This is a genomic window from Marinococcus sp. PL1-022 (genome assembly GCF_033845285.1).
Lineage (GTDB): Bacteria > Bacillota > Bacilli > Bacillales > Marinococcaceae > Marinococcus.
Genome location: NZ_JAWXCX010000003.1, coordinates 25,689 through 51,528 on the forward strand (window position 1 = coordinate 25,689; position 25,840 = coordinate 51,528).

Annotated in this window: 30 protein-coding genes and 2 pseudogenes; 11 read left to right on the forward strand and 21 right to left on the reverse strand. The window is 44.3% G+C overall.

Features of this window, described 5'->3' with window-relative positions; all coding sequences use genetic code 11:
• Window positions 1–53 precede the first annotated feature (53 nt).
• Both SIC45_RS16305 and SIC45_RS16310 read left to right on the forward strand, forming a co-directional pair.
• The gene (locus tag SIC45_RS16305) at window positions 54–872 is read left to right on the forward strand and encodes a replication initiator protein A (RefSeq protein ID WP_319633029.1); all 819 of its coding nucleotides are present in this window, start codon (window positions 54–56) and stop codon (window positions 870–872) included.
• 23 nt (window positions 873–895) lie between these two features.
• Entirely contained in the window at window positions 896–1,246 is a 351-nt protein-coding gene (locus tag SIC45_RS16310; RefSeq protein ID WP_319633030.1) for a hypothetical protein, read from the forward strand.
• Between the two features lie 290 nt (window positions 1,247–1,536).
• Here the strand turns inward: SIC45_RS16310 and SIC45_RS16315 are convergent, their stop codons facing one another.
• Window positions 1,537–1,947, reverse strand: coding sequence for a hypothetical protein (locus tag SIC45_RS16315; RefSeq protein ID WP_319633031.1), 411 nt, complete (start codon window positions 1,945–1,947; stop codon window positions 1,537–1,539).
• A 342-nt stretch (window positions 1,948–2,289) separates the two neighbouring features.
• Here SIC45_RS16315 and SIC45_RS16320 point away from each other — a divergent pair, with 342 nt between their 5' ends.
• Window positions 2,290–3,207 (forward strand): hypothetical protein, encoded by a 918-nt coding sequence (locus SIC45_RS16320; protein ID WP_319633032.1) that lies wholly within the window; start codon window positions 2,290–2,292, stop codon window positions 3,205–3,207.
• Window positions 3,208–3,620: 413 nt separating this feature from the next.
• A complete protein-coding gene (locus SIC45_RS16325; protein ID WP_319633033.1) occupies window positions 3,621–3,905 on the forward strand; it encodes a DUF5839 family protein in 285 nt (94 codons plus the stop codon).
• Window positions 3,906–4,050: 145 nt separating this feature from the next.
• On the opposite strand, the gene SIC45_RS16330 is transcribed toward SIC45_RS16325, so the two are convergent.
• From SIC45_RS16330 to SIC45_RS16345, 4 genes are all read right to left on the reverse strand, one after another.
• Window positions 4,051–4,260 (reverse strand): hypothetical protein, encoded by a 210-nt coding sequence (locus SIC45_RS16330; protein WP_319633034.1) that lies wholly within the window; start codon window positions 4,258–4,260, stop codon window positions 4,051–4,053.
• A gap of 875 nt (window positions 4,261–5,135) precedes the next feature.
• Window positions 5,136–5,405 carry a hypothetical protein gene (locus SIC45_RS16335; protein ID WP_319633035.1) on the reverse strand — a complete coding sequence of 90 codons (270 nt, stop codon included), beginning with the start codon at window positions 5,403–5,405 and terminating at the stop codon, window positions 5,136–5,138.
• A gap of 239 nt (window positions 5,406–5,644) precedes the next feature.
• The gene (locus SIC45_RS16340; protein WP_319633036.1) at window positions 5,645–5,881 is read right to left on the reverse strand and encodes a hypothetical protein; all 237 of its coding nucleotides are present in this window, start codon (window positions 5,879–5,881) and stop codon (window positions 5,645–5,647) included.
• Between the two features lie 47 nt (window positions 5,882–5,928).
• Window positions 5,929–6,540, reverse strand: a complete 612-nt coding sequence (locus tag SIC45_RS16345; RefSeq protein WP_319633037.1) for a hypothetical protein — start codon at window positions 6,538–6,540, stop codon at window positions 5,929–5,931.
• A 422-nt stretch (window positions 6,541–6,962) separates the two neighbouring features.
• Between SIC45_RS16345 and SIC45_RS16350 the strand changes: the two genes are divergently transcribed.
• Together SIC45_RS16350 and SIC45_RS16355 are read left to right on the forward strand one after the other, a co-directional pair.
• Entirely contained in the window at window positions 6,963–7,478 is a 516-nt protein-coding gene (locus SIC45_RS16350) for a hypothetical protein (protein WP_319633038.1), read from the forward strand.
• A gap of 117 nt (window positions 7,479–7,595) precedes the next feature.
• Complete coding sequence (locus SIC45_RS16355; RefSeq protein WP_319633039.1) at window positions 7,596–7,946, forward strand: helix-turn-helix transcriptional regulator; 351 nt, start codon at window positions 7,596–7,598, stop codon at window positions 7,944–7,946.
• Window positions 7,947–8,166: 220 nt separating this feature from the next.
• Here the strand turns inward: SIC45_RS16355 and SIC45_RS16360 are convergent, their stop codons facing one another.
• From SIC45_RS16360 to SIC45_RS16380, 5 genes are all read right to left on the reverse strand, one after another.
• Entirely contained in the window at window positions 8,167–8,577 is a 411-nt protein-coding gene (locus tag SIC45_RS16360; protein WP_319633040.1) for a helix-turn-helix transcriptional regulator, read from the reverse strand.
• A gap of 307 nt (window positions 8,578–8,884) precedes the next feature.
• The gene (locus SIC45_RS16365; protein ID WP_319633041.1) at window positions 8,885–9,694 is read right to left on the reverse strand and encodes a hypothetical protein; all 810 of its coding nucleotides are present in this window, start codon (window positions 9,692–9,694) and stop codon (window positions 8,885–8,887) included.
• Window positions 9,695–10,004: 310 nt separating this feature from the next.
• Window positions 10,005–10,193, reverse strand: a complete 189-nt coding sequence (locus tag SIC45_RS16370) for a hypothetical protein (protein ID WP_319633042.1) — start codon at window positions 10,191–10,193, stop codon at window positions 10,005–10,007.
• A gap of 103 nt (window positions 10,194–10,296) precedes the next feature.
• Window positions 10,297–10,542, reverse strand: a complete 246-nt coding sequence (locus SIC45_RS16375) for a hypothetical protein (RefSeq protein ID WP_319633043.1) — start codon at window positions 10,540–10,542, stop codon at window positions 10,297–10,299.
• 194 nt (window positions 10,543–10,736) lie between these two features.
• On the reverse strand, window positions 10,737–10,964 hold the full coding sequence (locus SIC45_RS16380; protein ID WP_319633044.1) for a hypothetical protein: 228 nt from the start codon (window positions 10,962–10,964) through the stop codon (window positions 10,737–10,739).
• 408 nt (window positions 10,965–11,372) lie between these two features.
• Here SIC45_RS16380 and SIC45_RS16385 point away from each other — a divergent pair.
• Together SIC45_RS16385 and SIC45_RS16390 are read left to right on the forward strand one after the other, a co-directional pair.
• Window positions 11,373–12,724: pseudogene (locus SIC45_RS16385) on the forward strand (IS1182 family transposase); the annotation flags it as partial.
• A 211-nt stretch (window positions 12,725–12,935) separates the two neighbouring features.
• A complete protein-coding gene (locus SIC45_RS16390; RefSeq protein WP_319633046.1) occupies window positions 12,936–13,523 on the forward strand; it encodes a recombinase family protein in 588 nt (195 codons plus the stop codon).
• A 594-nt stretch (window positions 13,524–14,117) separates the two neighbouring features.
• Here the strand turns inward: SIC45_RS16390 and SIC45_RS16545 are convergent.
• From SIC45_RS16545 to SIC45_RS16410, 6 genes are all read right to left on the reverse strand, one after another.
• On the reverse strand, window positions 14,118–14,198 hold the full coding sequence (locus tag SIC45_RS16545; protein WP_413646006.1) for a hypothetical protein: 81 nt from the start codon (window positions 14,196–14,198) through the stop codon (window positions 14,118–14,120).
• Window positions 14,161–14,364 (reverse strand): SDR family NAD(P)-dependent oxidoreductase, encoded by a 204-nt coding sequence (locus SIC45_RS16550; protein ID WP_413645998.1) that lies wholly within the window; start codon window positions 14,362–14,364, stop codon window positions 14,161–14,163. The genes SIC45_RS16545 and SIC45_RS16550 overlap by 38 nt, the downstream gene beginning before the upstream one ends.
• A 193-nt stretch (window positions 14,365–14,557) precedes the next feature.
• Complete coding sequence (locus SIC45_RS16395; protein WP_319633047.1) at window positions 14,558–14,911, reverse strand: gas vesicle protein; 354 nt, start codon at window positions 14,909–14,911, stop codon at window positions 14,558–14,560.
• A gap of 25 nt (window positions 14,912–14,936) precedes the next feature.
• Window positions 14,937–15,239, reverse strand: coding sequence for a gas vesicle protein K (locus tag SIC45_RS16400; RefSeq protein ID WP_319633048.1), 303 nt, complete (start codon window positions 15,237–15,239; stop codon window positions 14,937–14,939).
• Between the two features lie 14 nt (window positions 15,240–15,253).
• Window positions 15,254–15,487, reverse strand: coding sequence for a gas vesicle protein (locus SIC45_RS16405; RefSeq protein ID WP_319633049.1), 234 nt, complete (start codon window positions 15,485–15,487; stop codon window positions 15,254–15,256).
• On the reverse strand, window positions 15,468–16,328 hold the full coding sequence (locus tag SIC45_RS16410; RefSeq protein WP_319633050.1) for a GvpL/GvpF family gas vesicle protein: 861 nt from the start codon (window positions 16,326–16,328) through the stop codon (window positions 15,468–15,470). Before SIC45_RS16410 ends, SIC45_RS16405 begins: the two co-directional genes overlap by 20 nt.
• A 316-nt stretch (window positions 16,329–16,644) precedes the next feature.
• On the opposite strand from SIC45_RS16410, the gene SIC45_RS16415 reads away from it, so the two are divergent.
• Complete coding sequence (locus SIC45_RS16415) at window positions 16,645–17,232, forward strand: TetR/AcrR family transcriptional regulator (protein ID WP_319633051.1); 588 nt, start codon at window positions 16,645–16,647, stop codon at window positions 17,230–17,232.
• Window positions 17,233–17,700: 468 nt separating this feature from the next.
• Window positions 17,701–18,028: pseudogene (locus tag SIC45_RS16555) on the forward strand (IS3 family transposase); the annotation flags it as partial.
• Window positions 18,029–18,208: 180 nt separating this feature from the next.
• Here the strand turns inward: SIC45_RS16555 and SIC45_RS16425 are convergent.
• The 3 genes from SIC45_RS16425 to SIC45_RS16435 all read right to left on the reverse strand — a co-directional run bounded on the left by SIC45_RS16425 (window position 18,209) and on the right by SIC45_RS16435 (window position 22,823).
• On the reverse strand, window positions 18,209–18,961 hold the full coding sequence (locus SIC45_RS16425) for an SDR family NAD(P)-dependent oxidoreductase (RefSeq protein ID WP_319633053.1): 753 nt from the start codon (window positions 18,959–18,961) through the stop codon (window positions 18,209–18,211).
• 106 nt (window positions 18,962–19,067) lie between these two features.
• Window positions 19,068–19,301, reverse strand: coding sequence for a hypothetical protein (locus tag SIC45_RS16430; protein WP_319633054.1), 234 nt, complete (start codon window positions 19,299–19,301; stop codon window positions 19,068–19,070).
• 222 nt (window positions 19,302–19,523) lie between these two features.
• A complete protein-coding gene (locus SIC45_RS16435; protein WP_319633055.1) occupies window positions 19,524–22,823 on the reverse strand; it encodes an efflux RND transporter permease subunit in 3,300 nt (1,099 codons plus the stop codon).
• A gap of 269 nt (window positions 22,824–23,092) precedes the next feature.
• On the opposite strand from SIC45_RS16435, the gene SIC45_RS16440 reads away from it, so the two are divergent.
• Window positions 23,093–23,974, forward strand: a complete 882-nt coding sequence (locus SIC45_RS16440; protein ID WP_319633056.1) for a helix-turn-helix domain-containing protein — start codon at window positions 23,093–23,095, stop codon at window positions 23,972–23,974.
• Window positions 23,975–24,059: 85 nt separating this feature from the next.
• On the opposite strand, the gene SIC45_RS16445 is transcribed toward SIC45_RS16440, so the two are convergent.
• Both SIC45_RS16445 and SIC45_RS16450 read right to left on the reverse strand, forming a co-directional pair.
• The gene (locus SIC45_RS16445) at window positions 24,060–24,869 is read right to left on the reverse strand and encodes an ABC transporter permease subunit (RefSeq protein WP_319633057.1); all 810 of its coding nucleotides are present in this window, start codon (window positions 24,867–24,869) and stop codon (window positions 24,060–24,062) included.
• Window positions 24,866–25,762: an ABC transporter ATP-binding protein gene (locus SIC45_RS16450; RefSeq protein WP_319633058.1), complete on the reverse strand. Its 897-nt coding sequence runs from the start codon at window positions 25,760–25,762 to the stop codon at window positions 24,866–24,868. Before SIC45_RS16450 ends, SIC45_RS16445 begins: the two co-directional genes overlap by 4 nt.
• Between the last annotated feature and the right edge of the window lie 78 nt (window positions 25,763–25,840).

The window sequence follows — 25,840 nt, forward strand, 5'->3', positions numbered from 1 at the left end:
ATCTGTGTGTATAAAGTAACTCTCAATCTAATAAACAGATGGGAGTTTTTATTATGTCTACATTCTTTAATATCTATGAGGAACAAGGATTAACTTATTACCAACTGCCTAAAATTTTTTTTCAAAATGAAAAGTATATGAATATGAGTAATGACACAAAAATTGCTTGGTCTATTTTAAAGGACCGTTTTCAACTTTCTATAAAAAACAATTGGTTTGATGAGAATGGGAATATTTATTTCATTTATACAAACGATGATCTAATGGACATCTTGAATATTAAAAGTCCAAATAAAATTTCTAAGATTAAAAAAGAATTAACTGAAGCCGATCTTCTTTATCAAGTACGTGTAGGGTTAAACAAACCTAACAAATTATATATTAAAAAGCCCCTAGCATCTGATGATGATATATATAAAATTAAAAAGGAAAATGATCCAGAATCCTTGGGGGACAAGGATTTATCAAAATCATATGTCCGGAACTATGAAAATGATAGCTCCAGAAATATGAAAATGATACATCAAGAAGTATCAAAATCATACGGAAATAAGACTGAATATAGTAAGACTGATATGAATAATAGTATTGTTAACAATAACGTTAACAATTCTTCTTCGGAAACGATGAATACATATGAAATCGAAAAAGAATATATCCAAGAAGGATTATCCCCTGAAGTCATTCAACGAGTCAAAGATGAAATTGCCAACAAACAAGAACCGGTTCGTCATTATGAAGCCTATCTGCGAACGTGCCTCGACAATACCTTATACAAACATCGCCTGAAACGAGGCGTGATTGACCAACCGTATCCGCATTTACCAGCTAATCATCCACTGAATTATAATTGGCTACAGGATGGCTCATAAATCCATGGAGGAGGAAGAAATCGATGGCAGGAACCATCTCCAAAATTAATCGAAGTGTGAAACAGTTGGAAAAAGAATTAACAACGATCGGTTTTCATGTGAAGATCGAAGCGGATGCTAATAGCATGACGCAGTATTTGATCATCAATGAAGGCCGGGTTCCCGGTATTACGGTAAGTGATCGTCGATCCAAAGGAAAAAAACAAGCGCAGTGGGCCGCCGAAGTCGTGGTTACGTCTCCTACGGAGACGTATGAGATCAATACCTATAAGGATCCGGAAACCAAGCAGTCGTTTACCCATTACGTGGTTTCGTCGCACAAAGCGAACAAGATTCCGAAGCTCTGGAAGACCTTTGGAAACGATGCAACGTAAGCATCGTTGATGATGAGTACCCCGTAGAGCAAACACATCCATATCCAGAACCTTTTTTCTGTTATGGAGGTCTTTTTCAGAAGAGCAATCAACAAAGAAGCTTATGGCACGAAAAGGATTCGGACACCTCGTGTGTGTGGTTCGTCCTTGAGGCCATTCGGGTTCGCATTGGTAAAGCTTGATAATGAGGGGCCAATCAATGCGACTAATCAAGTTCGACTCGGGCAAATATGTATGATTCGTGGTACTCGCTAATGCGATAAATTTTTCATTCGCTTTTATGTGTCCATTTAATTCCGACTATCTTTTCGCTGCTTCGCTTTAGAAATGGTATCGGCTATATATTCATCTGCCCCATCTAGTACCGGTGATAACGTTTCTGCTGTAGACACATAGTCTTTCAAATCATGATGAATCATTAACACGTTCATCACTTCTAATAATATGCTTGTTTTACGGTCAGCGGTGTTGGCTCCTATACGAATCTTTTTTAAATCATCGTGCAGCCTATCCTGAACTTCGTCAGCCACCTTATCGATTAAATAATTCGAGAGCTCTTGTCGCCATTCCTGATCTCGATGTTCTTCCACAATTTGATGAAGAGCAGCACTAGCCGATATCCCTTGTTGTTCTTTGACCTTATCAATGTAAGCAATCGTTTGTTCGGATAGCATATAATTCTTTCGTTGTTTGGCACTCATACGTGAACCTCCCTGAATATCTTCTTCTTGTTTTATCGTCCAGGGAGTTCAAGGTTGTTATACCGGAAGACATTTTCGTGACCTGTTGAAATTTCTATATCGAAAAGCTACGTCAAAAAGCATGTGTAAATCGTGTGTAAATAGGTGTGCGAAAAGGTGTGTAAAAGTGCTTTTTCATGTCCCCATCGTTTTGCCCGGCGTTGCGGGGTTCCCCACCCATTTGGGGACAAAAACCCCTTATGCTCTTTTACAATTATTTTTTCATTTTCGTTTTTCCTTAATCACATAAAGAAGCGTTTCATGATGTTCATAACAAACATTCAAAAGTTTAGGAGATAGTTCATGAATGAATTGATTAGCAAAAATTATTGTCCTCATTGTTCTCTTTTTTGGCAATTGGAAGAGAAGCAAATGGAACGATTAAGCCAGCAACAATTAAAATCTATGCTTAGTGAAAACATAACTTGTAGGTACTGCGACAAAAACTTCACTTTTTATGAAGGTATGATTGAAGGAATCATAACCGCAAAATTATTTAGAGCTTTCGATTTAATGTATGATTTTTCGTTTCGTGATCGAACATTTATTATGCTAGGCCAAATGAAAACGATTAAACTTCCGAAGGAAATGAAATTAAAAGAAGTCGTATTAAGTACGAAGGCACCTGCAAAGTTATCGTCTAGTTATTCAAGGGAAGGATTTATAGAAAGTTTTGATGTTATCTCTTCCGAATTAAATCCAGAGACTAAAAACAAAATACTGGCATCGGGTGGATGGAAAAGGGGGCTCCCTGAAATAAAAGACTGGGTAGAAATTGAATATCATGCATACGGTAATACCAAAGACCAAAGAGAGAATGAAGTATGGATCGAACTACTTTCCCAAATTATGAAACAAATTCAACAAGAGCAATACAGTGCTGCTATTTTATCTTCTGAAATCATGTTCGAAAGTTTTCTTGATAAGAGTTTGTTTATATCTTTAAAAAACCAAGGGTTAAATGACGAGACGAGTTATTTGATATTGGAATCGGTCGGAAACATACAAACAAAAACGCACAAGTTGCTGGAGAAATTAGAAGGTAATGGATTGCAAATAAACAAAAGTGTAAATAAAGAATGGGAAAAGCTTTTAAGAAAAAGAAATAAAATAGGACACGGGGAAGAAATAGATTTCAAAAAAGAAGAAGCACAGCAAGCATTAAAAACGGCCCTTGAAGCTATTTGCACTATTTATATTCACACAGATATATATACTTAAAGAAGTAATGGGCGGAACACTTCATACGTTCGTAGCGAAAATTCGCGAGAAAAATCTGTAAAGAGCATAAGGGGTTTTTGACCCCAACGAGGGTTGGGATCCAGGCAAAGCCTGGCAAAACGCTGGGGTCACAAAAACGCGAAAAAGTACTAGTTATGTACCCTTCAAGGTACTAAAAAAGTACCGATATTTGCGCCTTCTTTTCAGAAGTTTTTCGCATGCTGCGAACAAAAGCGAACATGAAAAAGATGCCTAAAGTTATAAATAGAACATTCCAGAAATAACTTTACGCATATTTTTAGGGACCAACATCGCAACAATGAGTGACGTAAGTGAACCTCTTCAGTGAACAACCATCACCCCTCTGGCAGATAAACGACACGGGGAATGACCAACGAAAGGAACGAAGAACCATGAAAACGAACAATACGATTGCGGCGTATCATATTTTCCGCCGGGACGAAAACGGCGCTCCGGTCTTAAATACGAACCAACTGTATCACTGGAACATTCCGAAACGGCTGCGCGAGGAACCGATCCAGCCGGGCGACATTGTCCAGGTTCCGACCAAGAAAGGCCGACGGTCTGTTCTTGTGATGAAGGTGTTCCGGGAAGACATCGAAAAGACGGGCCGGGAATACAAAAAAGTGATCAAGGTGCTCGAACGAGCGCCGGAAAGCAAAGCTCAGGAATCGTAACAACCCTTCTTCCCAACACGATTGTACATCATTGGGATCAGAAAAAAAGATCACAATGATGTACAAAAAAAGCCCAGGCGACGGCCTGGACTTTCGAAGGTTTCGTTTGGGATGATTTGTACTTCGTGTGGCAGTCTTGCAATGGTTAAGGCCGAAACATCTCCCGCTGCTTTCGCCGTGTCTGGATGGCCATACTAATGCCGTTCACCACGCATATGGCGATCAGGATGATACCACTGGTCAGCATGGCCGAAGAGACGTCGCCCGTTCCGGCCATCACGATGAGCATGACGCCAATGATGAGAGCCGCGCCAAACATGATGGCTTGGGCGATTCGCAGAGAACGTCCACGCATGAACTCCCTCCTTGTTCAAAATGGTAAATCAAGGATAACATACGAGGTGTTTGCCGTGCTAGAACCCCCAGAGAAGCCGCACAGGCTTTTTCAATGGTTCGATGAGCCTTACTTATTCCTTATGAAGGAAGGATCGCTCTATGGCTTGCTGGTAGCTTCTCTGTCACGGAAACACTATGCGCATATCCGAGCGTCCTGTCGAAAAAAGGAATCGAATAGGAAGCCAAAAAAAGCCCTCTCTCTGCAATGCAAAGGGAAGGCATCAGGCGGTGATGGGGGCAGCGCCTGGCTACTAGCTGCGCCTTGTTGTCAGAGGCATGAACCAGCTTCTTGCACGTGCAACAATTCCCCTCATAGAGTACATACTCTATGAGAATAGTCTACCTGTTTAGGAAGAAAACCCCAACTTTTTTGATTGATCATATCATCCAACGTAGGGTCCTTTTTCATCAATGAACGCCGATAAAAATAAACAAAAGCCCTCCGCAAGCGAGCACGGAGAGCTTTTGCATGAAAGCAGTTGAAAGTCATGACGTCGCATCCCCTATTAGAGATGAAACGAAAACGTACAGTAATTATTTTCCCAAATAATTAAAGCCATAAACATCGACAACGAACGTCTCTCGATCCTCGAGCAGACGCTCGTTGCAAGAACAAAAAATCATTAAGCATTACGATTAAGAAAGAGATGTTCGTTAAGAACACCCTTAACCTTGTTCCTTAAGGTATATAAAAATAAACTTAGATATCGAAACAGGAATCTGGAGGAAAGACAACAACAGGTTTACACTTTCAAGGAACAAGCCTCACCAATGGGTATTGAGGAGAGCGCTTAGGGATGATTTTTTCTATTTATCTCATGATGCCGATTAATATTACCGGATCCATCCATAGGTGAGCCCAAAACTCCACAGGCCGCCGCCGGTATGCATGATTCCCACCACGATCAGCACCGTAATGAGAGAACGCCGCGACGCCCCCTGGTACTGCCGATAAAATTCCCGGGCCATACTGAACAAAAACAACGCAAAAACAAGGGTGGAGTAACCCATGGGGAACGACCATAGGCCAAACAAGGATAAAAAATGAATCATAAAACTTCCTATCGAAAAACCAATGATGATTTTCAAATAAGTCGGGATCATAGCTCTCCTCAAGAAAAAAGTCTTTCGTGCCGTGTAGCAACGAGGGGAGAGCCGAAGATTTCTCAATTTCATACATTTTCCCAAGAAAGATCGCTTCAACCTAAATTTCATCTACCGTACTTATCAAACATTTAGTTACCATATTGATGATCATCAGTAGTCAGCAAACAGTAGAAAGGGGCTATCCGATGGCTTGGATAGCCCCTTCCTTTTTCTTGGAGTTTTTGAATGCGATGGGTTTAATCATGACGGCTCAGCGCGTCCATGATGGCCTCGAAGGTCTCGGTGCTGTAGCCGAACCAATGGGAACCAAGGTAAAACAAAGCAATCAACACGAGAGAGGCAAGAACGATTAATCCTTTTTTTCCTCGATTTTCCCATCGTTGCTCCCGTTTTCGGACAAGAAAATCATCGAATGTATCTTTGGCTGTTTTAGCGTTGGTATCAGGCTTAAAGAGGTTCTTTTTTCGGCTCATCGTTATCCCCCCAGCAACAGAAAAGGTTCCTCCCCTTCCAAACGTCGTTAATTCCCTACGGTATCCTCAAGCTCGCCGTCCACGACGTCGATATCCTCTGGCGTTTGAAACAAGGATTCGTCAAAATTGGGGTTCACTTCAAAGTCTACGACTTCCATGTTGCTCGTGGCATCTCCGGCCGCCTGTTCTTCATCCGCGGAGGTTTCGCGCTCGGATTTGATTTCGTAATAGGTTTCCTGATCAAACCAGTAGTCGGAAGAGCCGTCGTTCATTTCCGCCTGAATGTGGTATGTATCGTAACCATTCACTTCCTCTTCTCCGACATAGGTAAGATCAGCCTCTTCCAGCAACTGCTCGTAAGGCGCCGCGCCCTGGCTCATGTCATAGCCCTCGTCGCTTCTGCCGGCATCATACCGAATGGCTTCCTCATCGCCTTCGTCATAAGTGATGGTATAGGCAGGGTCCTCCGGATCCGTGAACTGGTAGCTGGTGGGTTCCTCTTCCGAGAACGACTCCCCATTCTCTTCGCCTTCCGTGGTGACATCTAATTCCAGGCGATTATAGTAGGCCCCGTCCCGAACATAGTCCCACTGGGTTTCTCGCGTCGTGGTGGTAAAGCTACCTTCCGGCACGTTTTCCTGTTCTTCATCCAAGTCCATGGTCGTCTCTCCCTCTATGACAAAATAGAGACTGTTCAGGTCGTCATAGAAAGCGACGGCTTCTTCCACTACCTTTTCGGCGCTCGGAGCTTCGTTCTCGTCCGATTCGCTACTGTCAGCATTGGCATCGTCCGTGTTTGCTTGATCCTCATTTTGATCTTGGTTGCTTTTCTCGTCGGAGGTATTGGTCTCCGTGTCTTCGTCGGTTCCGCAGGCGGATAATAGCAATAAACTACACGCAGCGGCAGGTAATAACTTACGCATGATGGTCGCTCCTTTGAGTATGTATTTCTTCTTTTTTCCTATTCACTAAGCCGAAACGATCAAAACTATTTTTTCTTTTTTATCCAATAAGTGGTTTGTTTGAAAAATAATAGAAACGTGTATAACGTTCAAAGAAACCATTACGAGGAGGTCCAGACATGGCAACATTGTATTTTCGCAAACCATTTATTATCTTTTCCAGCCGAAAAGTAAAGGTAACGGACGAGCACCAACGTCTCCAGTATTACTGCGGGAAATACTATGACTCCCGCAAAGAGTTGCTGAAGCTGGCAAGAACAGAGAACGTTCGTTTATTTGACAAGCACAACCATATCCTCGCGGATGCCAAACAAACGGAACAGGCGCGAGACCAATGGAAGATCGTCTACGGAGAGCATCAAGAACAAGTCGCGACGATGACCAACACCTCCACCATGAACACAAATATGCGGCTCACGATCCGTTATAACGGGAACGAAGCGGTTATGAAAAGTGATACAGGCCGAAAAACCTTTGTGCTGGAAGCCCAAGGAGAAGTATTAGCAACTATGAAGATCCAGGGTCTGTCGTTAACCCATCACGAAGTGACCTACGATTCAGCCGCCTTGGACATGGCCGAGGAATTGTTGGTGACCGCGTTTTATACCTTCAGCCTGAAGCATGTCCGGCCTTAAGTCTGCCAACACAAGCTTTTCCGAAAGAACAGCAACCAACAGTTGCGTTGGATGCTCCTCATACGATCGTGACTAAGGAAAACAAAACGTGTATGTTTTGGGGAAGGGAGGGATTTCATGAACGTAGCTTCTACCATTAGAAGGCAACGAGAAAATCATGAATGGTCGCAAGAAGAATTGACAGCGATGCTCCATGTTTCCCGGCAAAGCGTTTCGAAATGGGAAAGTGGAAGAAGCGATCCTTCGTTGGATATGTTGGTGGCCATGAGTGATCTGTTTGATATTACATTAGATCAGTTGATCAAAGGAGATACAGATTTTAAACAACGAGTGTTAGAGGGGGAATATGATACCAGGTACATCGGACCTAGTCGGTTGAATACCTTAACGGCATTCTTCGCTGATTTTTGGTGGACCATTTTTCCGATCGCTGCCGTCTTTGTCTGGGTGGTGGAACGGTTAATGTAAAAAGCGTTAGGGGGAATAGGGGGATCATCGATCGGTCTCCTGGAAATCATACAGAACGCTTAGGGGGCACTGCGTCGCCATGTTTGTTATATAAGCGAAAAACCGAACAGCCCAATGTGCGAAGCAACGTCATACTTACATAATATGCTCCATGTCTAACTCGCTTAGCCAATCAAAAGAAGCATTTCTGCTGAAAGAAACGCTTCTTTTCATTCATTATTTATTTTTCTTCTTGAAAATCTCGTTTGATACGCCAAAACATCTTCTTGAACTCCTCATAAAAACACATGGTGAGAAGGCCAAAGATGGTCAAAGCATAAGAGAAGGTACCGAAATCTAGAAAAATTCCAATCAACACCAATATCGCTCCTAAGTAGAAACCAGGATCAGATAAATCATTTTGTTCATCAATAGCTATTTTTTTTTGAAAAGCTGGATCGACTTTAATGAGTTCATCGAGGGTGAACTCGTATAATTCACTCAATCGAATTAAGTTATCAATATCCGGATAGCCTTTATTGGTTTCCCATTTATACACGGCTTGTCTGGAGACATTCATTTCCTGAGCTAGTTCTTCACGACTCATGTCATGATGTTCTCGTAAATGTCGTAATTGTTCCCCTACATTCATCTTCTCACCTCTTATTTCCACTTTATAACAATAAGAGGAAGACGACTATAAACGACTGGTAAAAAAGTGTAAACGAATGGTTTACTAGGGCTCATGTTCAGTCATTTTCTAACTTTTTCCTTCGAGGAACTAAAAGGGTAGACTGTCCAACAAGAAAAAACATCTAATGTAAAAAAGCAAGAAGTCTAACAATCATATATACTGTCTAAAACTTCTAGCCTTTTACATAATGACGATTATAGGTAGTCTTTGTTTTATACGAGGCTACTGCTTATGACAAAAATTCATTCATAAGCTGGATAGTGGTTTACGATTGCTTCATTTTCATCATGATTTGCTGATACAAGCCAAGTTTTTCGGCCGTCGATAAGTCCCCTGTATCGGTGGTTATCACATGGTGCTTTTTGCCTCTAGCTCCATCATTTCCTTTATTCCCTACGTCTAACATCGTACGCTCCCCCTGCATTAATGTTTGTTCCTGGTCATTTTGAATAAACGTATGAGGATTGATGCGAGGACTCTGGATGATGTATCGGTGGTCACGGACATCATAATAGAAAACGGCTTGTTTTTTGAGGCCCGCCTTAGACAATGGCGCCATTTCTAACAAGCCTCGGTGCTGCTGATTGACAAACACGTTCCATTTTGGCCGTTTAAGCGCCTTTTGCAAAGGAAGTTGTTCATAGTAAACCACGGTGTCATTGGTGGTTAATTCAATATTGCTATAATCGAACAAACCTAGGACAGTCATCCATTTTTCCCATGCGTTTTTATATCGAACGTCAAAAACAGCCGCATGGTGACCAGCATGATTGACTATCCTTACTGGATGCTGGTCGAACTGCTGCATCGGTTCTTGATAATAATAATCTTGGCCGGATAGCGGAGATAAATCCTGTTGACTCAATGATGATACATTTTCTTGGGCTTTTCGTCGAGATCTCACCATGTATAGAATATAAAGAGCCAGCACAACTAGTAAAACAACACAAAGACCTACATTTATAACATAGTTCTCACTCAATTCGTGAGCTGTGAATAGTGCTCGCAAGGGTTCGACAACACCAAGCAGAATGGTCAATAACAATGTAATAAAGATAATATTCCCTTGTTTCAATAAATACGCTCCTTTGTATGTATGTCTTAATACCATTCTTTTCTCGTATATTACTTTGCCTTCATGGGCTATGAGGCTTATGTTTGTCTCCGTTTCACTTTCCTTCGTAATAATCTTCTTTAATTTCTATCGTCGGCTGAATGGCTTGGTTGTTTTCGTTGAAGGTAAAAGAAAATACCAATAGAAATTGCCAGAACAAGACACAACGATAGAAATAACCACCCCGGCATATGAATAATCTTGCGCACGTCCATAAGAATCAGAGCAAACGAAATCGTCCCAAATAATTTATAAAACATTCTTAACATCCTCATGCTTCCCTTCTGGAACGTTTTCTTCTGTCATTGAGCAATTTCCCCACTACCAATGTGCCTGTTAGCGTAAAAACAAAACTAATCACCATTTCATACAGATAAGGCAACGCAAAAAAGGAATCCAACAGAATAAAACTGATGGTCGCCAATACACCTGATAATATGCCTGTCTGCCATTCATGCATAAAAAACCTCACCTTTAATAAAAAAAAAGAATGTAAAATAACCCCTGTTGCTCTTCTATTAGGAAAATGAAAAGAAGCATTTCCTCCAATAGAAATACTTCTTTTAAAGTTCTAAATCTTCCCCACCACGTCTTCCAAGAAGATCATTGTAAATCCACTCAAATGAGCTCTCCACAAATTCTAATTCGTAATCAAAAACCATAGATGTGCTGTAATAAAGCACAAAAATAACTAATATAACCACAAACAATTTTCCAATAGGCAATTTGTCGATCTTATTTTCTTTTCGTCGAGGCTGGAGAGGATCCTCCATGCGTTGTTTTCGATCTTGATAAGAGTTGTAAGGCATCTTTTTCTCCTACTGGTTGAGACTTGAAATTACTGCAAAGATTTATCACTAATTTTTTGGAAGAATAGACTTCGGCCAATGCACGTAAAAATGTTAATACAAAAACGATTGCTATCATTTTAAAAAGTTAGTAATAATAAAATCGAAAAGAAACCGAAATACTTATGTAAGACTATGTTGTCTGCACTGATAAGTTAATCGTTTACGCGATTAATAAACCGTTTAAACACGAAAGAAATAACGATCCTAAGAATGATAAATGACAATGCGGCTAGAAATAACCATTCCATCCCAAAATACCATAAACTTTGAGTATTGAATCCTGGAACATCATTTCTTAAAGCAGCAACGAAAGTCGCAGCTAATGCCATGGCTAAAAGAAACCAAGAATTATTTAAAATATGCATCAATCGATGCTGCATGCCCATACCTCCGTTTTCATCTTTATCATTTTGCGATTGGTTGTATATATTTTACCTCTCTTTGGATATGGTAAACAATGGATTTTAAGGAATAAATTAAAGGATATAGTCTCTAGTTAAAAGTTTTTTCCATGTTCAAATGAATCGTAAATCTCTACCGCCCTATTAGATAAATTTAAAAAAAGTAAATTCACCCTTCTATTATAAAGACGATGAGTTTGCGTTATTTCTTTATGTTTAAAACCCTTAATCTTTTACATACTTTCAGTAATTAGCAGGTATCAAACAAGAAGGAGCCACCTAGCTCCTTCTTGTTCCAGGCTGTCGAGAAAGTCTCCTTTCTCGACAGTTTTTTGTAGGCAAGTGCCCCGAAGGGTCGTATACTAAAAAGAAAAGGGGCGATACGCCATGCTTGGCAAAGCCGAAAATCACCGACTGGATCAAGTGACCGTTGCTGTGGAAGACCTAGTGCCTGCTGATCACTTTCTTCGGACCATCGATGCGATGATTGATTTCCGGTTCATTGACGAGCAGTTGGCTTCGTATTATTCGCCGACCGTCGGTCGGCCTTCGATTCCGCCGATCACCTTGTTCAAAATGATGTTTATCGGCTATTTTTACGGGATCCGTTCGGAACGCCAGCTGGAAAAAGAGCTTCAGACGAATGTGGCTTACCGGTGGTTTCTTGGTCTCTCGTTGACAGACCGTATCCCCGATCATTCCACGATCAGTTGGAATCGGCAGAGCCGCTTCCTCGATACGACGGTCTTCGAGGATATTTTTGATACCATCGTCCGGCAGGCCGATGCGTACGGCCTGGTCGACGGGCGGATTTTATTGACCGACTCCACCCATGTGAAAGCCAATGCCAATAAAAACAAGTTTCTGCGAAAAGCCAAATCGCCCAAAGTACCGGCGTACCTGGACGAATTGGAAGCGGATGTCCAGGCCCACCGGGAAGCGGAAGGAAAAAAGCATTGGGACCGCGGAGGGAGGGGAAGCCAGCTCCCACCAAGATGACCCGGGTCAGCCGAACCGACCCGGACAGCGGCTTCCTGATGCGGGAGGGGAAGCCGCAGGGATTTTTTTACCTGGACCACCGCACGGTGGACGCCAAACATAATATCATTACCGACACCTATATTACGCCGGGCAATGTGCATGATGCTGACCCCTACCTGGAGCGCCTCGAGGTTCAACGGGCCAAATTTGGATTTCAGGTGGAAGCCGTGGCGCTCGACGCCGGCTACTTCACGGCGTATCTATGCAAAAAACTGGAGGAACAGGGCATCTACGCCGTCATGGGGTACCGGCGCCCGGGGAAAAGCGGCCCGTACATGCCGAAACGCAAATTTCGTTTTGTTCCGCAGAAAAAAGCGTATGTCTGCCCGATGGGCTGTCTGTTAACCTATCGTACGACCGACCGGAACGGCTATCGTCACTATCGCTCCCGCCCTCAGGACTGCCAGGGCTGTCCGTTGCGGGAGGATTGTTTTTCCCCATCGGCAACATCCCGGGTGGTGAGCCGGCATTTATGGGAGGATTTCAAGGATCTGGTGCGTGCCCGGAAACGGACCAACACCGGCAAAGCGTTGTACCACTTACGGACCCAGACCGTCGAACGCAGTTTTGGCGATTCCAAGGAGCTCCATGCGTTTCGGTATGCCCGGTACCGAGGGCACCCGTTTGTCCAGGAGCAGGCATACCTGACCGCTACCTGCCAGAATATGAAAAAAATCGCCCTCATCCTCACCAAACAGATGACGTAGAGGGCGATTTTTTTGATGAACCAGCCAAAAAAGAACGTGGATCGAACGATCCACGAACAAAAGCGACACTGCTATTGTGTTTCTCAACAATCTGAAACACCCCGTTTTTATCGTCAAAAACGGGGTGTTTTCCATCTACAAGTTCGTCTATAATATGATGTACAATACCTAACAGACTTTTAGACACTTTGGAGGAAACAAAATGACGCAACGGATTGGCTACGCACGTGTATCCACCTTTCACCAGGATTTCAGCTCCCAACAGCAGTTGCTAGAAGAAGCCGGCTGCCATCGGATCTTTACCGAGAAAGTGACAGGCACAACGGCCATTGAACGGGAGCAGCTGCGAGAAGCCATTCGGTACGCCCGCCCCGGTGATATCCTCGTGGTGACAAAAATTGACCGCCTGGCCCGTTCCATTATTGATTTGAACAATATCGTCCATGAACTGGCGTCCGAAGGCATTTCAGTGTTATTTTTAAAAGATAATATGGAATTTAATTCCAAAGATGATACCAACAGCATGCAGACACTGTTGTTTAACGTGCTGGGGAGCTTTGCGCAGTTTGAGGCCGACCTGATCCGGGAGCGTACCACGGAAGGTAGGGAACGTGCGAAAGCCCAGGGGAAGCATATGGGTCGTCCAGGCCAATCGGATAAGGCTGTTCAGCAAGCTTTACAGCTCTTTGAGAACCGAGCGACCAACAAGATGAGTGTGAATGATATCGTGAAAGTGACGGGCGTTCCTCGTTCGACCATTTATGCTAAAAGAAAACGTAATGGGGCGTAGCTTGGAGTTGCGTTCCTCTCGTTAAAGGATTTGATGCTTATGACTTCACCCATAATGTCCATTATGGTTTGGAATATTCTCCTGGTGGGAACGCTCGTGTACCTTTCTCTTACCTTGCCGATTGAGTGGTTCACTCCATTCACACAGGAGGGTTCTTTTTCTCTCTATCAGAGCATCTCCGGGATCTTCCTTTTGATGTTTCTTCTTGTTCTGTCGGGTTTGGCTGCAACACTCCTGTCCTTGAAGCTGAAGAAGCTTCATCTGGTTATTTTATCTCTTTTGCTGTACTTATCTATGGCCATTGAAACGGTGCTCTTCGCTTTTGTTTTTTAAAGGCCGAAGAAACAAAAAGATGCCTAGAGGAATATATCTCCCCAGGCATGCATGATTCTCTTCGTCATTTACATCATTGCGCTTATCGGTAAGAAAGTTTTAACTTCTTTAAAATAAAAAGCCCGATGAGAAAGTGCCCAACGCATCGCAAATACGCTGAAGGTTTCATCTCAGAGCTTTTTTTGGGTTTCATTTGATTTTGTCCAGCAAAAACCTCTTGTCAGAGAAATAGGAGTTTCCATGCTCTACGTTTATACCGATTTAAACGGCCGTGAAACTACCGTCAACCGGAACCACGGCTCCGTTAATATAATTCGCTTTGTTTTCCAACAGGAACGCCACGAGTTCTGCGACTTCCTCCGCCGTCCCTAACCGTTTTTGTGGCACCAGGCGCTATGGCGTTCTCACAAATCCTTTCGATGACGTATTCCGCGACAATGGTTTTCGTAATTCCAATCGTAGCGTGTTTAGTGGCGGAATAATTTCCAACCCCCCACTTGGCTAACAAGCCCGGCGGATGAGAAGGTGTTTACAATACTATTTCCCCATTTTGCACCATTATTTCAACAACATACTTAAGACTGTACAGCATGCCATGAAGATTAATATTTAGGAACTGATCATTTTCTGTATCCGAATATGCTTCACTAATTGGTCGATATCTTGGGAGAAATAACGAAAAATCATTAGCGTGCCCTCTTTTAGGTTTTATTTTCTTCATTTCTAGGGTCCGTTTCTTGGGGTGCTTCGGAGGATTCGAGTTGTTCTACGCGTTCGAGTAAGCGTTGGTTCTCATCTTCAAGCTTTTTCGCATTGGAAGAATAATGCGGATCCGTTTCCCACCAATCGATGCCCATTTCTTTGGCCTTATCGACGGAAGCAACGACGAGACGGATTTTGATAGTCAAGAGTTCTACATCCGCAATGTTGACTTTAATATCGCCTGCAATGACCACGCCTTTGTCCAACACTGTTTCCAGGATTTCGACGAGCCCGCCTGCTAAATTATCAGTATTAGCCGGTTCTGCCGAGCGTCGTACAGGTTGTTCACTCATAAAGAATATCCTCCTTGATGGTCTATTAAATTAAGTTTCCTAAGGGGCCAAGATCAATATTTAAATCGTCATCGGTCAGGTTAAATATTTCTTTCATTTCTTCCATTTTATTTTCGAGTTGCATGAGAGCTTCTCCAAGCTGTTCAATTTGTTCCTCTGTCAAATCACCGCCCTCGACTCGTCGCATGGCCTGACGCTCGACAAGTTCACGAAGCAGTTCGACCACGGTCATGACCAACTGGGTCAATCCTTCTTCCGCTTTGTCTGGGTCGAGAGAAATACGTCCTGTTGGCTGTTGAGCTTCTGTTACTTGTGGATTCTTATCCATGAGCTCTGCCTCCTTTATGTTGGATGAGAAGAGATTTGTGAATTAGAAATGAACTCCTTCTGAGTTTTGGTTTCCGCCTGGCGCAGGGTTTCCACTGAAGCAATCAGCACCCGTAGATCTGCATACACAAGGTCAATGCCTGCGATCGATATCGTTAAATCGCCTTGAAGGACGACCCCTTTTTCGAGTACGGAATCCAATACATCAAGCAAAGACACTTCCCTATTTTCAAGACTGTCCCGAGCCATACGTTTCACTCCTGTCTTTGAGTTCAGAGAAATGAAAAGACGGCCATGGCCCGGTACACTCCAAATCCAATCCGGTGCCGGCTGCTTCTTCTTTATCCTGACGGTCTTCAATAAACTGAATAAAGGCTTCCCGGTCGTTCGCATCGATTAAATAAGCGGCGTTCCAGGCCATGTCTTTCTCCCGGTCTGTCACTTTTCGTTCCCAATTTTTCTTGATTTCTGTCCCTTCGCTTCTGGTTTTTAATTCTTCATGCAAAGAGGTGCAGTGTTGTTCAATATAATCATCCGCTTTCCCCTCTATAAATTGCTTCATTTTTTTATTTTCGAAAAAACGTTTCCCGGCCGGTAGGCTTTCAATTTCTGCCTCTTTCGCCTGAATTTCTTCGCTTTCCTGAACGACGGTCTCGATAAACAACTGCTGGTCAGCATACACTTTGACGTTCCACTCTTCTTTCCCGGCCAGGCTAGAAAATTTCGATAAAATGTCTTCCTTGTGATCCTTAATCATCTCTGTCAGGTTGGCGTTCTGTTCAAAGATGGTGCCGAATGTTAACGGGATGGTGGTGTAACGGTCGTGTAGCTGTTTCATAATTTCATGATGGTGGAAGGCTTTCGCCTGCAGCCATTTCATATTCTCCACATTTTTCTGCAGCTGCTGCTCGGCAAATTCTGCTTCCGGCACCAGGCAAACTACCGTTGTGATTTCCTCCTGGACAAAAAAATCGATATTGTTCCCTGCTTCCATCCCTTCTACAGGATCCATTGGCGCTTGCTGATATTCTTCGGTGGGCACAAAAGCGTAAACATATAGTAAAGCCGGAGCTCCTGCGTTCGTTTGCAACATCCGTCACTCCTTGTTTCGATATTTTTTAATAATGATGGCTTACATTCAGAAAACTATTGGTCCTGGCCCTGCTTTCTCATTCGAAGGAAGGGATTATTGCCCTTATGGGAGGCATTCCCTTTTTAACTGAAATTCATTCATTGAATTACGTTCAACAAAAATAAAAACTTCTCCTTTGATGTCTTTTCGAATCATAGTGCTTAAGCTTTTCAAACCCGTGCTCTTACGTAAAGAGTTGATCCTTCCTTTTGTAGCCGATACACTGAATACATCTCTTTTTTAAGCCGTACCATTAGAATAGGAGTTCATTTTTATGGAAAATACCAAATTAACAAAAAGAAAACAGCAGGCGATACAAACGAAACAAACTATCTATAACGCCGCTTTAACACTCATTCAACATAAAAGTTTCGACGAAGTCACGATCGAAGAAATTAGTAAAAAAGCAGACGTCTCCGTCGGTTCTTTCTATTATTATTTTCATTCCAAAGAAGATATTTATTTGAGTATGTTTAAAAAACTTGATGAAGAGCTTTTTCGTGACTTTAACCCCGAGGATTATCAACAGGCCGGGGAAGACCTTCTTATCAGTTTTTTTCTTCAGCTGGCCCGTCATGTTTCGGCTTTAGGGTTAAACATCGTTAAATATTCCTTATTCAAGGAAGGTCCTGTTCCTTACTATAAGGATTTGTATATGAGTGAAGCATTACAGAAAATCATTAAAATCGGTCAAGCTAAGAATATCTTTGCTTCTTCCATGAGCGAAGAAGAGATGACGGAATACCTGCTTATTATCATGCAGGGCATCATGCTGGATTGGTGCAAAACCGATGAAGGCTATTCCCTCGAAGAAAAAACCGAACAGTTCATGAGCCGTGTTATTCTCTCCATTCAACATTAATGTACAAGAAGTGAAGTGACCTAAATAAATGAGACAGATAAAAACACCTCTCACGTCGTATTCGTAGTAGTAGCGACAGATGGAGGTGTTTTTCTTATGATAGAAAGCAAACGGCGGTATCCAGCAGAAGTGAAACGGAAAGTTCCCCGACCTAAATGGGAGGAAGGGTAAAGCGATCGGTCGCTTATGAATGCTTTTAGCATTAAGCATGTACGGCAAATCAAGCAATGGGCCATATGGGTCCAGAACGGAGAAGAGCATCGTCTTTGCCAACCGGTTGGCAAGCAGTACACGTACGGCAAAGGCCTGCAAGACAGCGAAATCGGCCGGTTGCGGCAGCAGATAAAGTACTACGAAGTGAAGGAGACGTTGCAGGGAAAGTACTAGGAACTTGAAAGGAGGTGGTCTCGGAAGTCGTGGGAGCCCTCCGGGCTCGACTAACAGGTCATCGACCTTTTCCGTTCCTTGCAGTTTCGGATGGGGCACCAGACTATCCGGGGATTGTTGGAAAAGGAGCATGGAATTTATGTCCACCATCGGTGCACCGTACAGCGTATTATGCAGAAGTACTGCCTTCAGTACCAAATCGGCTGAATTAACTTTCAGGCCCGGCAGCCGAATGAAAAATGAGTCACAAATATCAAGTACCTGCCGTACGGGCCAGCCCAGCGGCACGATCCTCCAGAGCGATCAGGACTGCCAGTACATATCTTATGCCTTTCAGGAAGAAGCGCACAAAAAAGGCATTATCACAAGTATGTCGAGCCGAGGCAACTGCTTTGATATCGAAACGTTCATAAAGAGAAGGAATGTTATCGAAATCGAAGTTCCCAACAGTATCTTGATCATGTCCCATGTCAAACCGTATATTTCGGATGTTAGAAGAGTCTTTTGCTATGTAATACAATTTTGGCTCTTTGCTTGTCGAAAACAAAAAGAGAGAATCCGCTCCACTGAGCGAACTCTCTCGTCCTTGTTAAACGGCTGTAAACCCACCGTCAATCGGAACAACGGCTCCGTTAATATAATTCGCTTTGTCTCCCAACAAGAACGCCACGAGTTCCGCGACTTCTTCTGCTGTGCCCAATCGTTTTTGGGGCACCGGATCAATGGCTACTTCTTTGGCTTGTGGATTGTTCTTCATATATTCTTCCACCATGGGTGTCTCTGTGGCCCCTGGAGCTACGGCGTTCGCACGAATTCCCTCGGAAGCATATTCCGCGACAATGGTTTTCGTGATCCCAATCGTCGCGTGTTTGGTGGCGGAGTATGTCCCAACCCCGACTTGACCGACAAGCCCGGCGGAAGAGGAAGTATTAACAATACTGCCGCCACCATTTTTTATCATCGCTTCCACGACATACTTGATACCGTACAACATGCCATGAAGATTAATATTGAGAACCTGATCAATGTCTTCGATGCTATGCTCCAAAAATTTCTTTCCGGACCCGGAAATGCCCGCATTGTTAAAAAACATCGTCACAGCCCCGAAAGCTTCCACTGTCTTATCTACGTAATTTTTCACTTCGTCCGGTTTGGTCACATCGGCTTTAACAAAGATCGCCGATGCTCCATGGCTTTCTACTTCTTGAACCACGTCGTTTCCTGCTTCTTCCGAAATATCGACAATACTCACGTTAACGCCTTGCTCGGCTAGCTTTAACGTTACTGCTCTCCCAAGTCCGCTTGCGCCACCTGTCACGATGGCCGTATGCTGTTCAGCCATAATTTTTTCCTTCTTTCTTTAGTCATAGGGTCATGGTCTTTCTTCCCTATATGAGAATTTTTACACATGAATAAATTAAAAAGCATCGATGTTCTGATTTGCGTGCTTATAAGAGATAAAACACATGCCCATAGTGATCGACCCGTGAGTTCGTCCCGGCAAATTCCACCGTTCCTTCGGAAGGATCAAACGCATCGTCGGTATGAAAATGCACGAGAAAATATGGTGGGGCGTTGGCCGGTTCAAAGTGTTCACAATGATACGTCAAGGTGATCTCGTCATTGACTTGCACCTTGTACTCGCCGGCTAATCCAGAATCAAAGACAACTTTGAATCCCATGGCTTTCCCTCCTTGCTTTGCATCGAACATTGCTATGGTTGAATATCGAGCCGTAGAGCAACTAGCTAATCGCTCAAATGAGGGAGACGGCCTCCCTCATCGAAGCTATTTTGACGAATGGAGGAGAAAAATGCAATCGACAGCCCTTCGTCCATGGAAAGGAAGCTAAAGGCAGAAATGTTCCTGCCCTCAGCGCTAGTTCTGGGCTTCTCCGATTCGTATTTATGAACGATTCGGATCGTCTTTGGAGGAATCCGACTGCTTTTTCTGGTGGCGCAAGTTCTCTAGGGCATCTAAAATTTCTTCTTCCGAATACGTGGAACGATCAGTGGTTTGTTCTGATGGTTGTTCATCATCTGATGTCTCACGAGAAGTTGTATCGGTTTCGTCAGATGTAGCATGGGAACTGTTTTCCAAGTACTCCCGGCGATAAATAATCTGACCGTCCGGCGTCAGGTACTTTTTGTTCATGTGTCGAGTTGTTTTATCAAACAGGCTGTAAATCACCGGAATGACAAACAGGGTTAACAGCGTACTGCTCAACAGACCACCGATGATCACAATGGCCATCGGCTGAATGGTCTCAGAGCCTTGACCAATCCCTAAGGCCAAAGGGAATACCCCTAAAATGGTCGTAATCGTGGTGATTAAAATCGGTCGGGTCCGGTTCTGGACACTGGTAACCAACGCTTCTACCGTTCCCATGCCTTTGGCTTTCTGCTGGTTCACATAGTCGAGAAGCACAATGGCATTATTGACCACAATCCCGGCGAGTACAATGACCCCAATGAGAGCCATGGCACTGATCGGCTTCTGCGTGACCACCAACGATAACATCACGCCGATCACAAATAGCGGCACGGTGAACATAATAATCAGTGGCTGCTTGAATGATTCAAACTGAGCCGCCATGACCAGGTAAATGAACGCTAAACCAAGCGCAAAAGCGATCGCTGCTTCGGCGGCCAGGTCGTTAATCATTTCCTGGTTGCCGCCAACGACAAATTCGGCGTTATCAGCCAGATTCACGTCATCGATGACGTCGTTCACGGTTTCAGAGACATTACTGAGTTCGGCAGAAGACTCATATAGCACCGTGAATTCGGCACTGCGCACGGAGTCGACCTGGTTGATTTGCGTCGGGGCGGCCCCCTCTTCAATGGTCGCTACCTCCGAAAGTTGTACATATTCGCCTTCCTGGTTCGGAATTTCTATGCTTTCGAAATTCTCTCTGTTGGATAGCACATCTTGATTGTATTGCACATTGACACTGTACGTGTTGTTGCTGTCGGTGGTAATGGTCCCGGCGCTTTCTCCATTCGTGGCCGCGTTGACGGCTTGGGCAATCTCTGCCGGGGCCAGGCCGTTATCCCGGGCTGCTTCCCGGTCGATATTGGCCTGGAGTTCGGTGCCGGAAGCCGTTTCGGTACTGGTCACTTCGCGAATGGTGTCTTCGCTCTCCAGCTCCTCGACCACTTCTTCACTGGTGTTGCCTAACCGCTCGGCATTAGGATCCTCAATGGTGAAACTATACGTGTTGGGTTCGCCACCGACGCCCGCCTGGGCGGCACTTTGAACCTGGATATCTGCTTGTTCGTCAATATCTTCGATGTCCTCGGAGAACGTATCGACAAATTCATCTGTGCTTCCGTCCCGGTCGTCCGGATTGACGAGGTTGACGGTGATTTCTCCAACATTGCTTTCCGAACTAACCCCGGCGTTTTGCGCAGTGGAACCAATAGTACTTAAATAGTTTTCCACATCGCTTTCGTCGTCCAGTTGTTCTTCAATGGCCTGGACGGTTTCTTCGGTGCGGGAGAGGGCGGTTCCTTCCTCCATTTCCACTTCCACGGTTGCTTGCCCCTGATCACTGGAAGGCAAAAACTCGACGCCTGTGGTTGTCAGGCCGAGCGCACCGATCAGAAATGTCACTGCGGTGATAGTAAGAACGACCAGTCGTCTTCGAAGGGTCCACCGCGAGAACTGTCCCATTTTTTTCATAAACGTAGAAGTTTTTCGTTTGTTTTCCTGATTCTCGTTTGGTGCTTTGAGAAGCCGGCTGGCTAGCATCGGAACGATGGTGACAGCGACAAACAGAGACGCAAACAAACTAAAGGCAATCGCAATGGAAATCGGAGCGAAAAGGTCTCCGGCGATGCCTGTAATGAAAACAACAGGCAGGAAGATCGAGACGGTGGTCAAGGTAGAAGCGGTGATTGCCCCAGCAACTTCCCGGGTACCATCTGCTGCCGCTTCTTTAGGCGTTTTTTTCATCGACAGGTGCCGGTAGATATTTTCGACCACCACAATGGAGTTATCGACTAGCATGCCGATCCCTAACGCAAGACCGCCAAGGGTCATGATATTAAGGCTGATATTGGTGAAAAAGAACAGGGCAAAGGTGGTAATAACCGAAAATGGGATGGCGATGCCAATGATTAACGGCGTTTTCAAATTCCGTAAAAAGGCAAATAGGACCACCATCGCTAAAAGTCCACCACTAATTAAAGCCGTTGTGACACTGTCGATGGAATCCTGGATAAATTCACCTTCATCGAACAGCGTGATCGCATCCAAATCATCGTACTGGGATTCATCCAACAGATCAGTCATTTCTTCATTCACGTTGGTGGAAACCTGAGCCGTATTGGCATCGGCTTCCTTCATAACCCCCATTTGAATGGCCGGGTCCTGGTTTACTCGGGTAATCACGTTCTGTTCTTCCGTGTTTAGGGAGACCGAGGCGACATCGGATAAAGCGATGGATTCGCCGGACTCTGTGCCCTGGCCAACCGTGATACTGCTTAATTCATCCGCTGAGGATAAATCGCTGATGACGCGTGTAGAGATGGTTTCTTGCTCGTCTTCATTCACGATAATTCCGCCAGGTACGGTGGCTTGCTGGCTTTGAATGGCTTGAACCACTGCGCTTTGTGTTAATCCGTTATCTTCTAGAGCTGCTTGGTCCAGCGCGACATCAAACTGTTCCGTAAGGGTGCCGGAGGCGGAAATGTCTGCCACCCCTTCGGTGCGTTGAAGTTCGTTTTGAAATTCGGTGGCCTGATCCTGAAAATCGCTCACGTTATCCCCACCGGCGGATAAAGCCATCTGTATGGTCGGAAGCATGGAAGGATCGAATTCTAAAAAGGAGGGAGAACCGGCATTGTCCGGTAAACCTGTTTGACTGATCGTCGAAACGATATCGGTTTTCACATCATCAATCTCGGTTCCCGGGTTAAATTCCATAATGACAATGGATGAGCCTTCCATCGACTGAGAGGTGATTTCGTTGACCCCCGAAATATCGGAAAGGTCGCTCTCGACTTCTTCCGTGACTTCATTAAGTACTTCTTCCGGTCCTGCTCCAGGATAACTGGTGGTTACCGCCGCAGCTGGTGCTTCCACATTGGGAAACAACTGCAAGGGTAACCGGGATAGTGATACAGATCCCAAGAGGACTAAAACGATCATGACGACGATCGTAAATTTTGGACGTTTAATCGACGAATTCCATAACTTCATGTGTTACTTTCGCTCCTTTATCATATAAGTTTAATTCTGATGACTGTACAGTCATAAAATATAACTGACCATACAGTCATTTTCAAGTAATATATACTCTCAATAAAAAAATCATTCATATCCGCAGTGGAGGACATTGGAGACACAAAATCGATACTGATCGGTTCTCGTTCTTGAGCAGATGTGTTTTAATAGAATGACTATGTAGTCATCGAATTAGTCATCGGCCGAGTTGTTTTAAAATCCTAGACAGGAAAAGGGGTGTTCCCATGAATAATAAAAAATTAACCATTATTCAAGAAGCGATCAAATTATTTTCCGAAAAAGGTATTTATGCCACGTCGATCCAGGAAATCGCGGATCATAGTAATGTGTCCAAAGGCACCGTGTATTTGTATTTTTCCTCCAAAAACGATTTGATCCTAAGCAGCTTTCAACATACGCATGAACAGATGCAAAGGCACATTGAACATATCAATGAAGAGAATCTTTCGGCAGAAACCAAGTTTTATCGGTCGATCCACGCCTACTTGAAAGAGTTACAAGAAAACCGGGATATGATTATCATGAATATTCGAGAACAGTCTTTTATCGTTGATCAGCAGTTCTTTGATCTGTTCCAACAAACAAGGGCGCAATCATATGAGATTGATTGTAAAATATTGTTAAACATGTACGGGGACGCTTTCGCTCCTTACGTTTTTGATGGCGCTTTACTGCTGGAATCCATGCGGACATCCGTAAGTCATCTCTTCTTGTTCGATGATACGGTGCTGGATGTCGAAACATTAACGTGGTTTGTGGTTCGACGGATGCATGAACTGGCTTATGGCATGATGCAGAAAGAAGATACGCCGTTGCTTCAGGATAGCGTATTTCAGTTGTCTCGTGATTCCGATCCTCATCAACAGCAACAACGACTTCGGGCATTGCTACAGGAGATGCAAGCAGTGACCACTGAAATATCAATTCCAGATACTCAAAAACAAGAAATGAACGACATTCTTTCTTTTTTATTGGAAGAAGCCCAACATACAGAAATAAAAACAGCTGTTTTTAAACAATTACTCCTAAGCTTTCGGGAATACTCCGGATTTTCCGCGCCCCTCCAACACATAGCATCCTTATTAAATATTTCTTTTGACCAGTAACAGAAATCGGTAACGATCGTCTTGTCATGAAATAGCGAAAGGGCTCTTGTACGGTGCCAAGAGCTTGTGACAGTAATAATCCTGTTTACAGGGGCAGATTGCGATGGCGAAAAATGCTAATCGCTCCAGCGAATAGTGCCACCCCGATCGCGGTTAAGATCAAAAAGGGCCCCCAGAAGTCGCCCGTGGTGCTGGCCAGTTCCGCGGGACGGTAAAGTGAAAACAGGCTGAGGTGACGGAGCCACTCCATGTCGGGAGCGAGTCTTCCAGCCACATCCAGAGCATAAAACAAAAAGGTTAGGCCGCCGGCTACACCTAATGCTCGCCGTTCGTCGTTCATGACAGCCGAAATGAGAAACGCATAGCCACTGATGGCAAAGAAAAGCAAAAAGCCACCAACGTTAATCGAGAGAAATGAGCTAACATCCAACGAGTTTGCGTCTTCCATAAACCATTGGCCGGCCAGATACCCAGCCAAAAAGTTGAAGGCAAGGAACAGAAACAGACCGGTCAGTAAGACCAGTGCCTGCGTACCGGCAATTTGTCCTCGGCTGACCCGGGTTGATAACAGATACGCCATGGAGCCACGATCCACCAGAGTCGCAAGGGACTGTACGCCCATCCACACGCTGAAGGCTCCGGCAATAAAAAGGAAAAACAGCCCATAGTATTCGGCGGATAAAAACTGATCAAAGTTCGTCAGGGCTTCCAAGCCGATAAAGTTAAGAAGCGCTTCCGGGAAGATCTCCAACAGCCGGTTCAAGTCCTCGGTATTATCGGCAATGGTTGGATAGATGGAACCCATCAGGAGGACATACAGCGAGGATCCGATCGCAAAGGCCCCAAAGATACTGATTTTTGATTTGACCATCTGCCAGTACAGCGCGTTGTTCATAACGGGGTCTCCTTCGGGGAGTGCTGGTAATAATCGAGAAAAATGTCTTCCAGGTTTTGTTCGCTGACGGCGATGTTAGCCATATCCACATCGGAAAGCCGGCGAAAGAATTTTTGATAGTCGTTCTGCACTTCCACCCGGACGACCAGCTCTGATAACTGATCGACGACTGTAAGGTCTTTATGGTAGATCCGAGCGAGATCGTCTTTGTTTTTCAATGTTAAATCGAATTGTTTGCGCTGCATGGCCTGCAGGTCATGCACATTGCGGATATCGATAATGCGACCGTCTTTGATAATCGCCGCCCGGTCACTGGTGCGTTCAATTTCCGGAAAGCTGTGGGAGGACATCAGAAACGTCTTGCCCCGCGCTTTTTCTTCCAGGACGAGCGCAATGAACGTCTGCTGCATCAACGGATCCAGCCCTGAGGTGGGTTCATCCAGAATATAGACCGAGGGATCATGCATAAAGGTGGCGACAATACCGACCTTTTGTTTCATCCCTTTAGACATTTTTCGAATGGGGACCTTCGGGTCCAATTGCAGTCGATCCATCAATTCCCGTTGACGCTGAGAGTTCTGGTTCCCCTGCATCCGGGCCATCAAATCAAGAAATTGGCGCCCCGTCATGTTTTCCAAAAACGCCATTTCTCCCGGCAAATAGCCTATACGATCCCGGGCTTCCTGCTGTTCCCGCCAGGTATCATAACCAGCAATGCTCGCGTGGCCCTTTTGGGGCTTCATGTAGCCGAGCAGGTGACGGATTGTAGTTGATTTGCCGGCGCCATTCGGTCCCAAAAACCCAAACACTTCGCCCTCCGATACCTCAAAGGAAACGTCTTGGATGCCTTTCCCATTGGGAAACAACCGGGTAAGGTGCTGCACGTGAATCATATTTATCCCTCCCAATAAATTATGAACTATTAATATCATTTCGTTACAAAAAGTATAAGCTTCCCGATACCACTCGTC

Excerpts from the sequence above, each read along its gene's own strand:
- SIC45_RS16315 (WP_319633031.1), bottom strand. The coding sequence starts at position 1,947 with ATGAGTGCCAAACAACGAAAGAATTATATGCTATCCGAACAAACGATT.
- SIC45_RS16375 (WP_319633043.1), bottom strand. The coding sequence starts at position 10,542 with ATGCCTTACAACTCTTATCAAGATCGAAAACAACGCATGGAGGATCCT.
- SIC45_RS16340 (WP_319633036.1), bottom strand. The coding sequence starts at position 5,881 with ATGAGCCGAAAAAAGAACCTCTTTAAGCCTGATACCAACGCTAAAACA.
- SIC45_RS16405 (WP_319633049.1), bottom strand. The coding sequence starts at position 15,487 with ATGGCTCGGGACAGTCTTGAAAATAGGGAAGTGTCTTTGCTTGATGTA.
- SIC45_RS16440 (WP_319633056.1), top strand. The coding sequence starts at position 23,093 with ATGAATAATAAAAAATTAACCATTATTCAAGAAGCGATCAAATTATTT.
- SIC45_RS16350 (WP_319633038.1), top strand. The coding sequence starts at position 6,963 with ATGGCAACATTGTATTTTCGCAAACCATTTATTATCTTTTCCAGCCGA.
- SIC45_RS16445 (WP_319633057.1), bottom strand. The coding sequence starts at position 24,869 with ATGAACAACGCGCTGTACTGGCAGATGGTCAAATCAAAAATCAGTATC.
- SIC45_RS16325 (WP_319633033.1), top strand. The coding sequence starts at position 3,621 with ATGAAAACGAACAATACGATTGCGGCGTATCATATTTTCCGCCGGGAC.
- SIC45_RS16380 (WP_319633044.1), bottom strand. The coding sequence starts at position 10,964 with ATGCAGCATCGATTGATGCATATTTTAAATAATTCTTGGTTTCTTTTA.
- SIC45_RS16305 (WP_319633029.1), top strand. The coding sequence starts at position 54 with ATGTCTACATTCTTTAATATCTATGAGGAACAAGGATTAACTTATTAC.
- SIC45_RS16360 (WP_319633040.1), bottom strand. The coding sequence starts at position 8,577 with ATGAATGTAGGGGAACAATTACGACATTTACGAGAACATCATGACATG.
- SIC45_RS16370 (WP_319633042.1), bottom strand. The coding sequence starts at position 10,193 with ATGCATGAATGGCAGACAGGCATATTATCAGGTGTATTGGCGACCATC.
- SIC45_RS16395 (WP_319633047.1), bottom strand. The coding sequence starts at position 14,911 with ATGAGTGAACAACCTGTACGACGCTCGGCAGAACCGGCTAATACTGAT.
- SIC45_RS16355 (WP_319633039.1), top strand. The coding sequence starts at position 7,596 with ATGAACGTAGCTTCTACCATTAGAAGGCAACGAGAAAATCATGAATGG.
- SIC45_RS16335 (WP_319633035.1), bottom strand. The coding sequence starts at position 5,405 with ATGATCCCGACTTATTTGAAAATCATCATTGGTTTTTCGATAGGAAGT.
- SIC45_RS16310 (WP_319633030.1), top strand. The coding sequence starts at position 896 with ATGGCAGGAACCATCTCCAAAATTAATCGAAGTGTGAAACAGTTGGAA.
- SIC45_RS16435 (WP_319633055.1), bottom strand. The coding sequence starts at position 22,823 with ATGAAGTTATGGAATTCGTCGATTAAACGTCCAAAATTTACGATCGTC.
- SIC45_RS16320 (WP_319633032.1), top strand. The coding sequence starts at position 2,290 with ATGAATGAATTGATTAGCAAAAATTATTGTCCTCATTGTTCTCTTTTT.
- SIC45_RS16345 (WP_319633037.1), bottom strand. The coding sequence starts at position 6,540 with ATGGACTTGGATGAAGAACAGGAAAACGTGCCGGAAGGTAGCTTTACC.
- SIC45_RS16330 (WP_319633034.1), bottom strand. The coding sequence starts at position 4,260 with ATGCGTGGACGTTCTCTGCGAATCGCCCAAGCCATCATGTTTGGCGCG.
- SIC45_RS16400 (WP_319633048.1), bottom strand. The coding sequence starts at position 15,239 with ATGGATAAGAATCCACAAGTAACAGAAGCTCAACAGCCAACAGGACGT.
- SIC45_RS16390 (WP_319633046.1), top strand. The coding sequence starts at position 12,936 with ATGACGCAACGGATTGGCTACGCACGTGTATCCACCTTTCACCAGGAT.
- SIC45_RS16415 (WP_319633051.1), top strand. The coding sequence starts at position 16,645 with ATGGAAAATACCAAATTAACAAAAAGAAAACAGCAGGCGATACAAACG.
- SIC45_RS16430 (WP_319633054.1), bottom strand. The coding sequence starts at position 19,301 with ATGGGATTCAAAGTTGTCTTTGATTCTGGATTAGCCGGCGAGTACAAG.
- SIC45_RS16425 (WP_319633053.1), bottom strand. The coding sequence starts at position 18,961 with ATGGCTGAACAGCATACGGCCATCGTGACAGGTGGCGCAAGCGGACTT.
- SIC45_RS16450 (WP_319633058.1), bottom strand. The coding sequence starts at position 25,762 with ATGATTCACGTGCAGCACCTTACCCGGTTGTTTCCCAATGGGAAAGGC.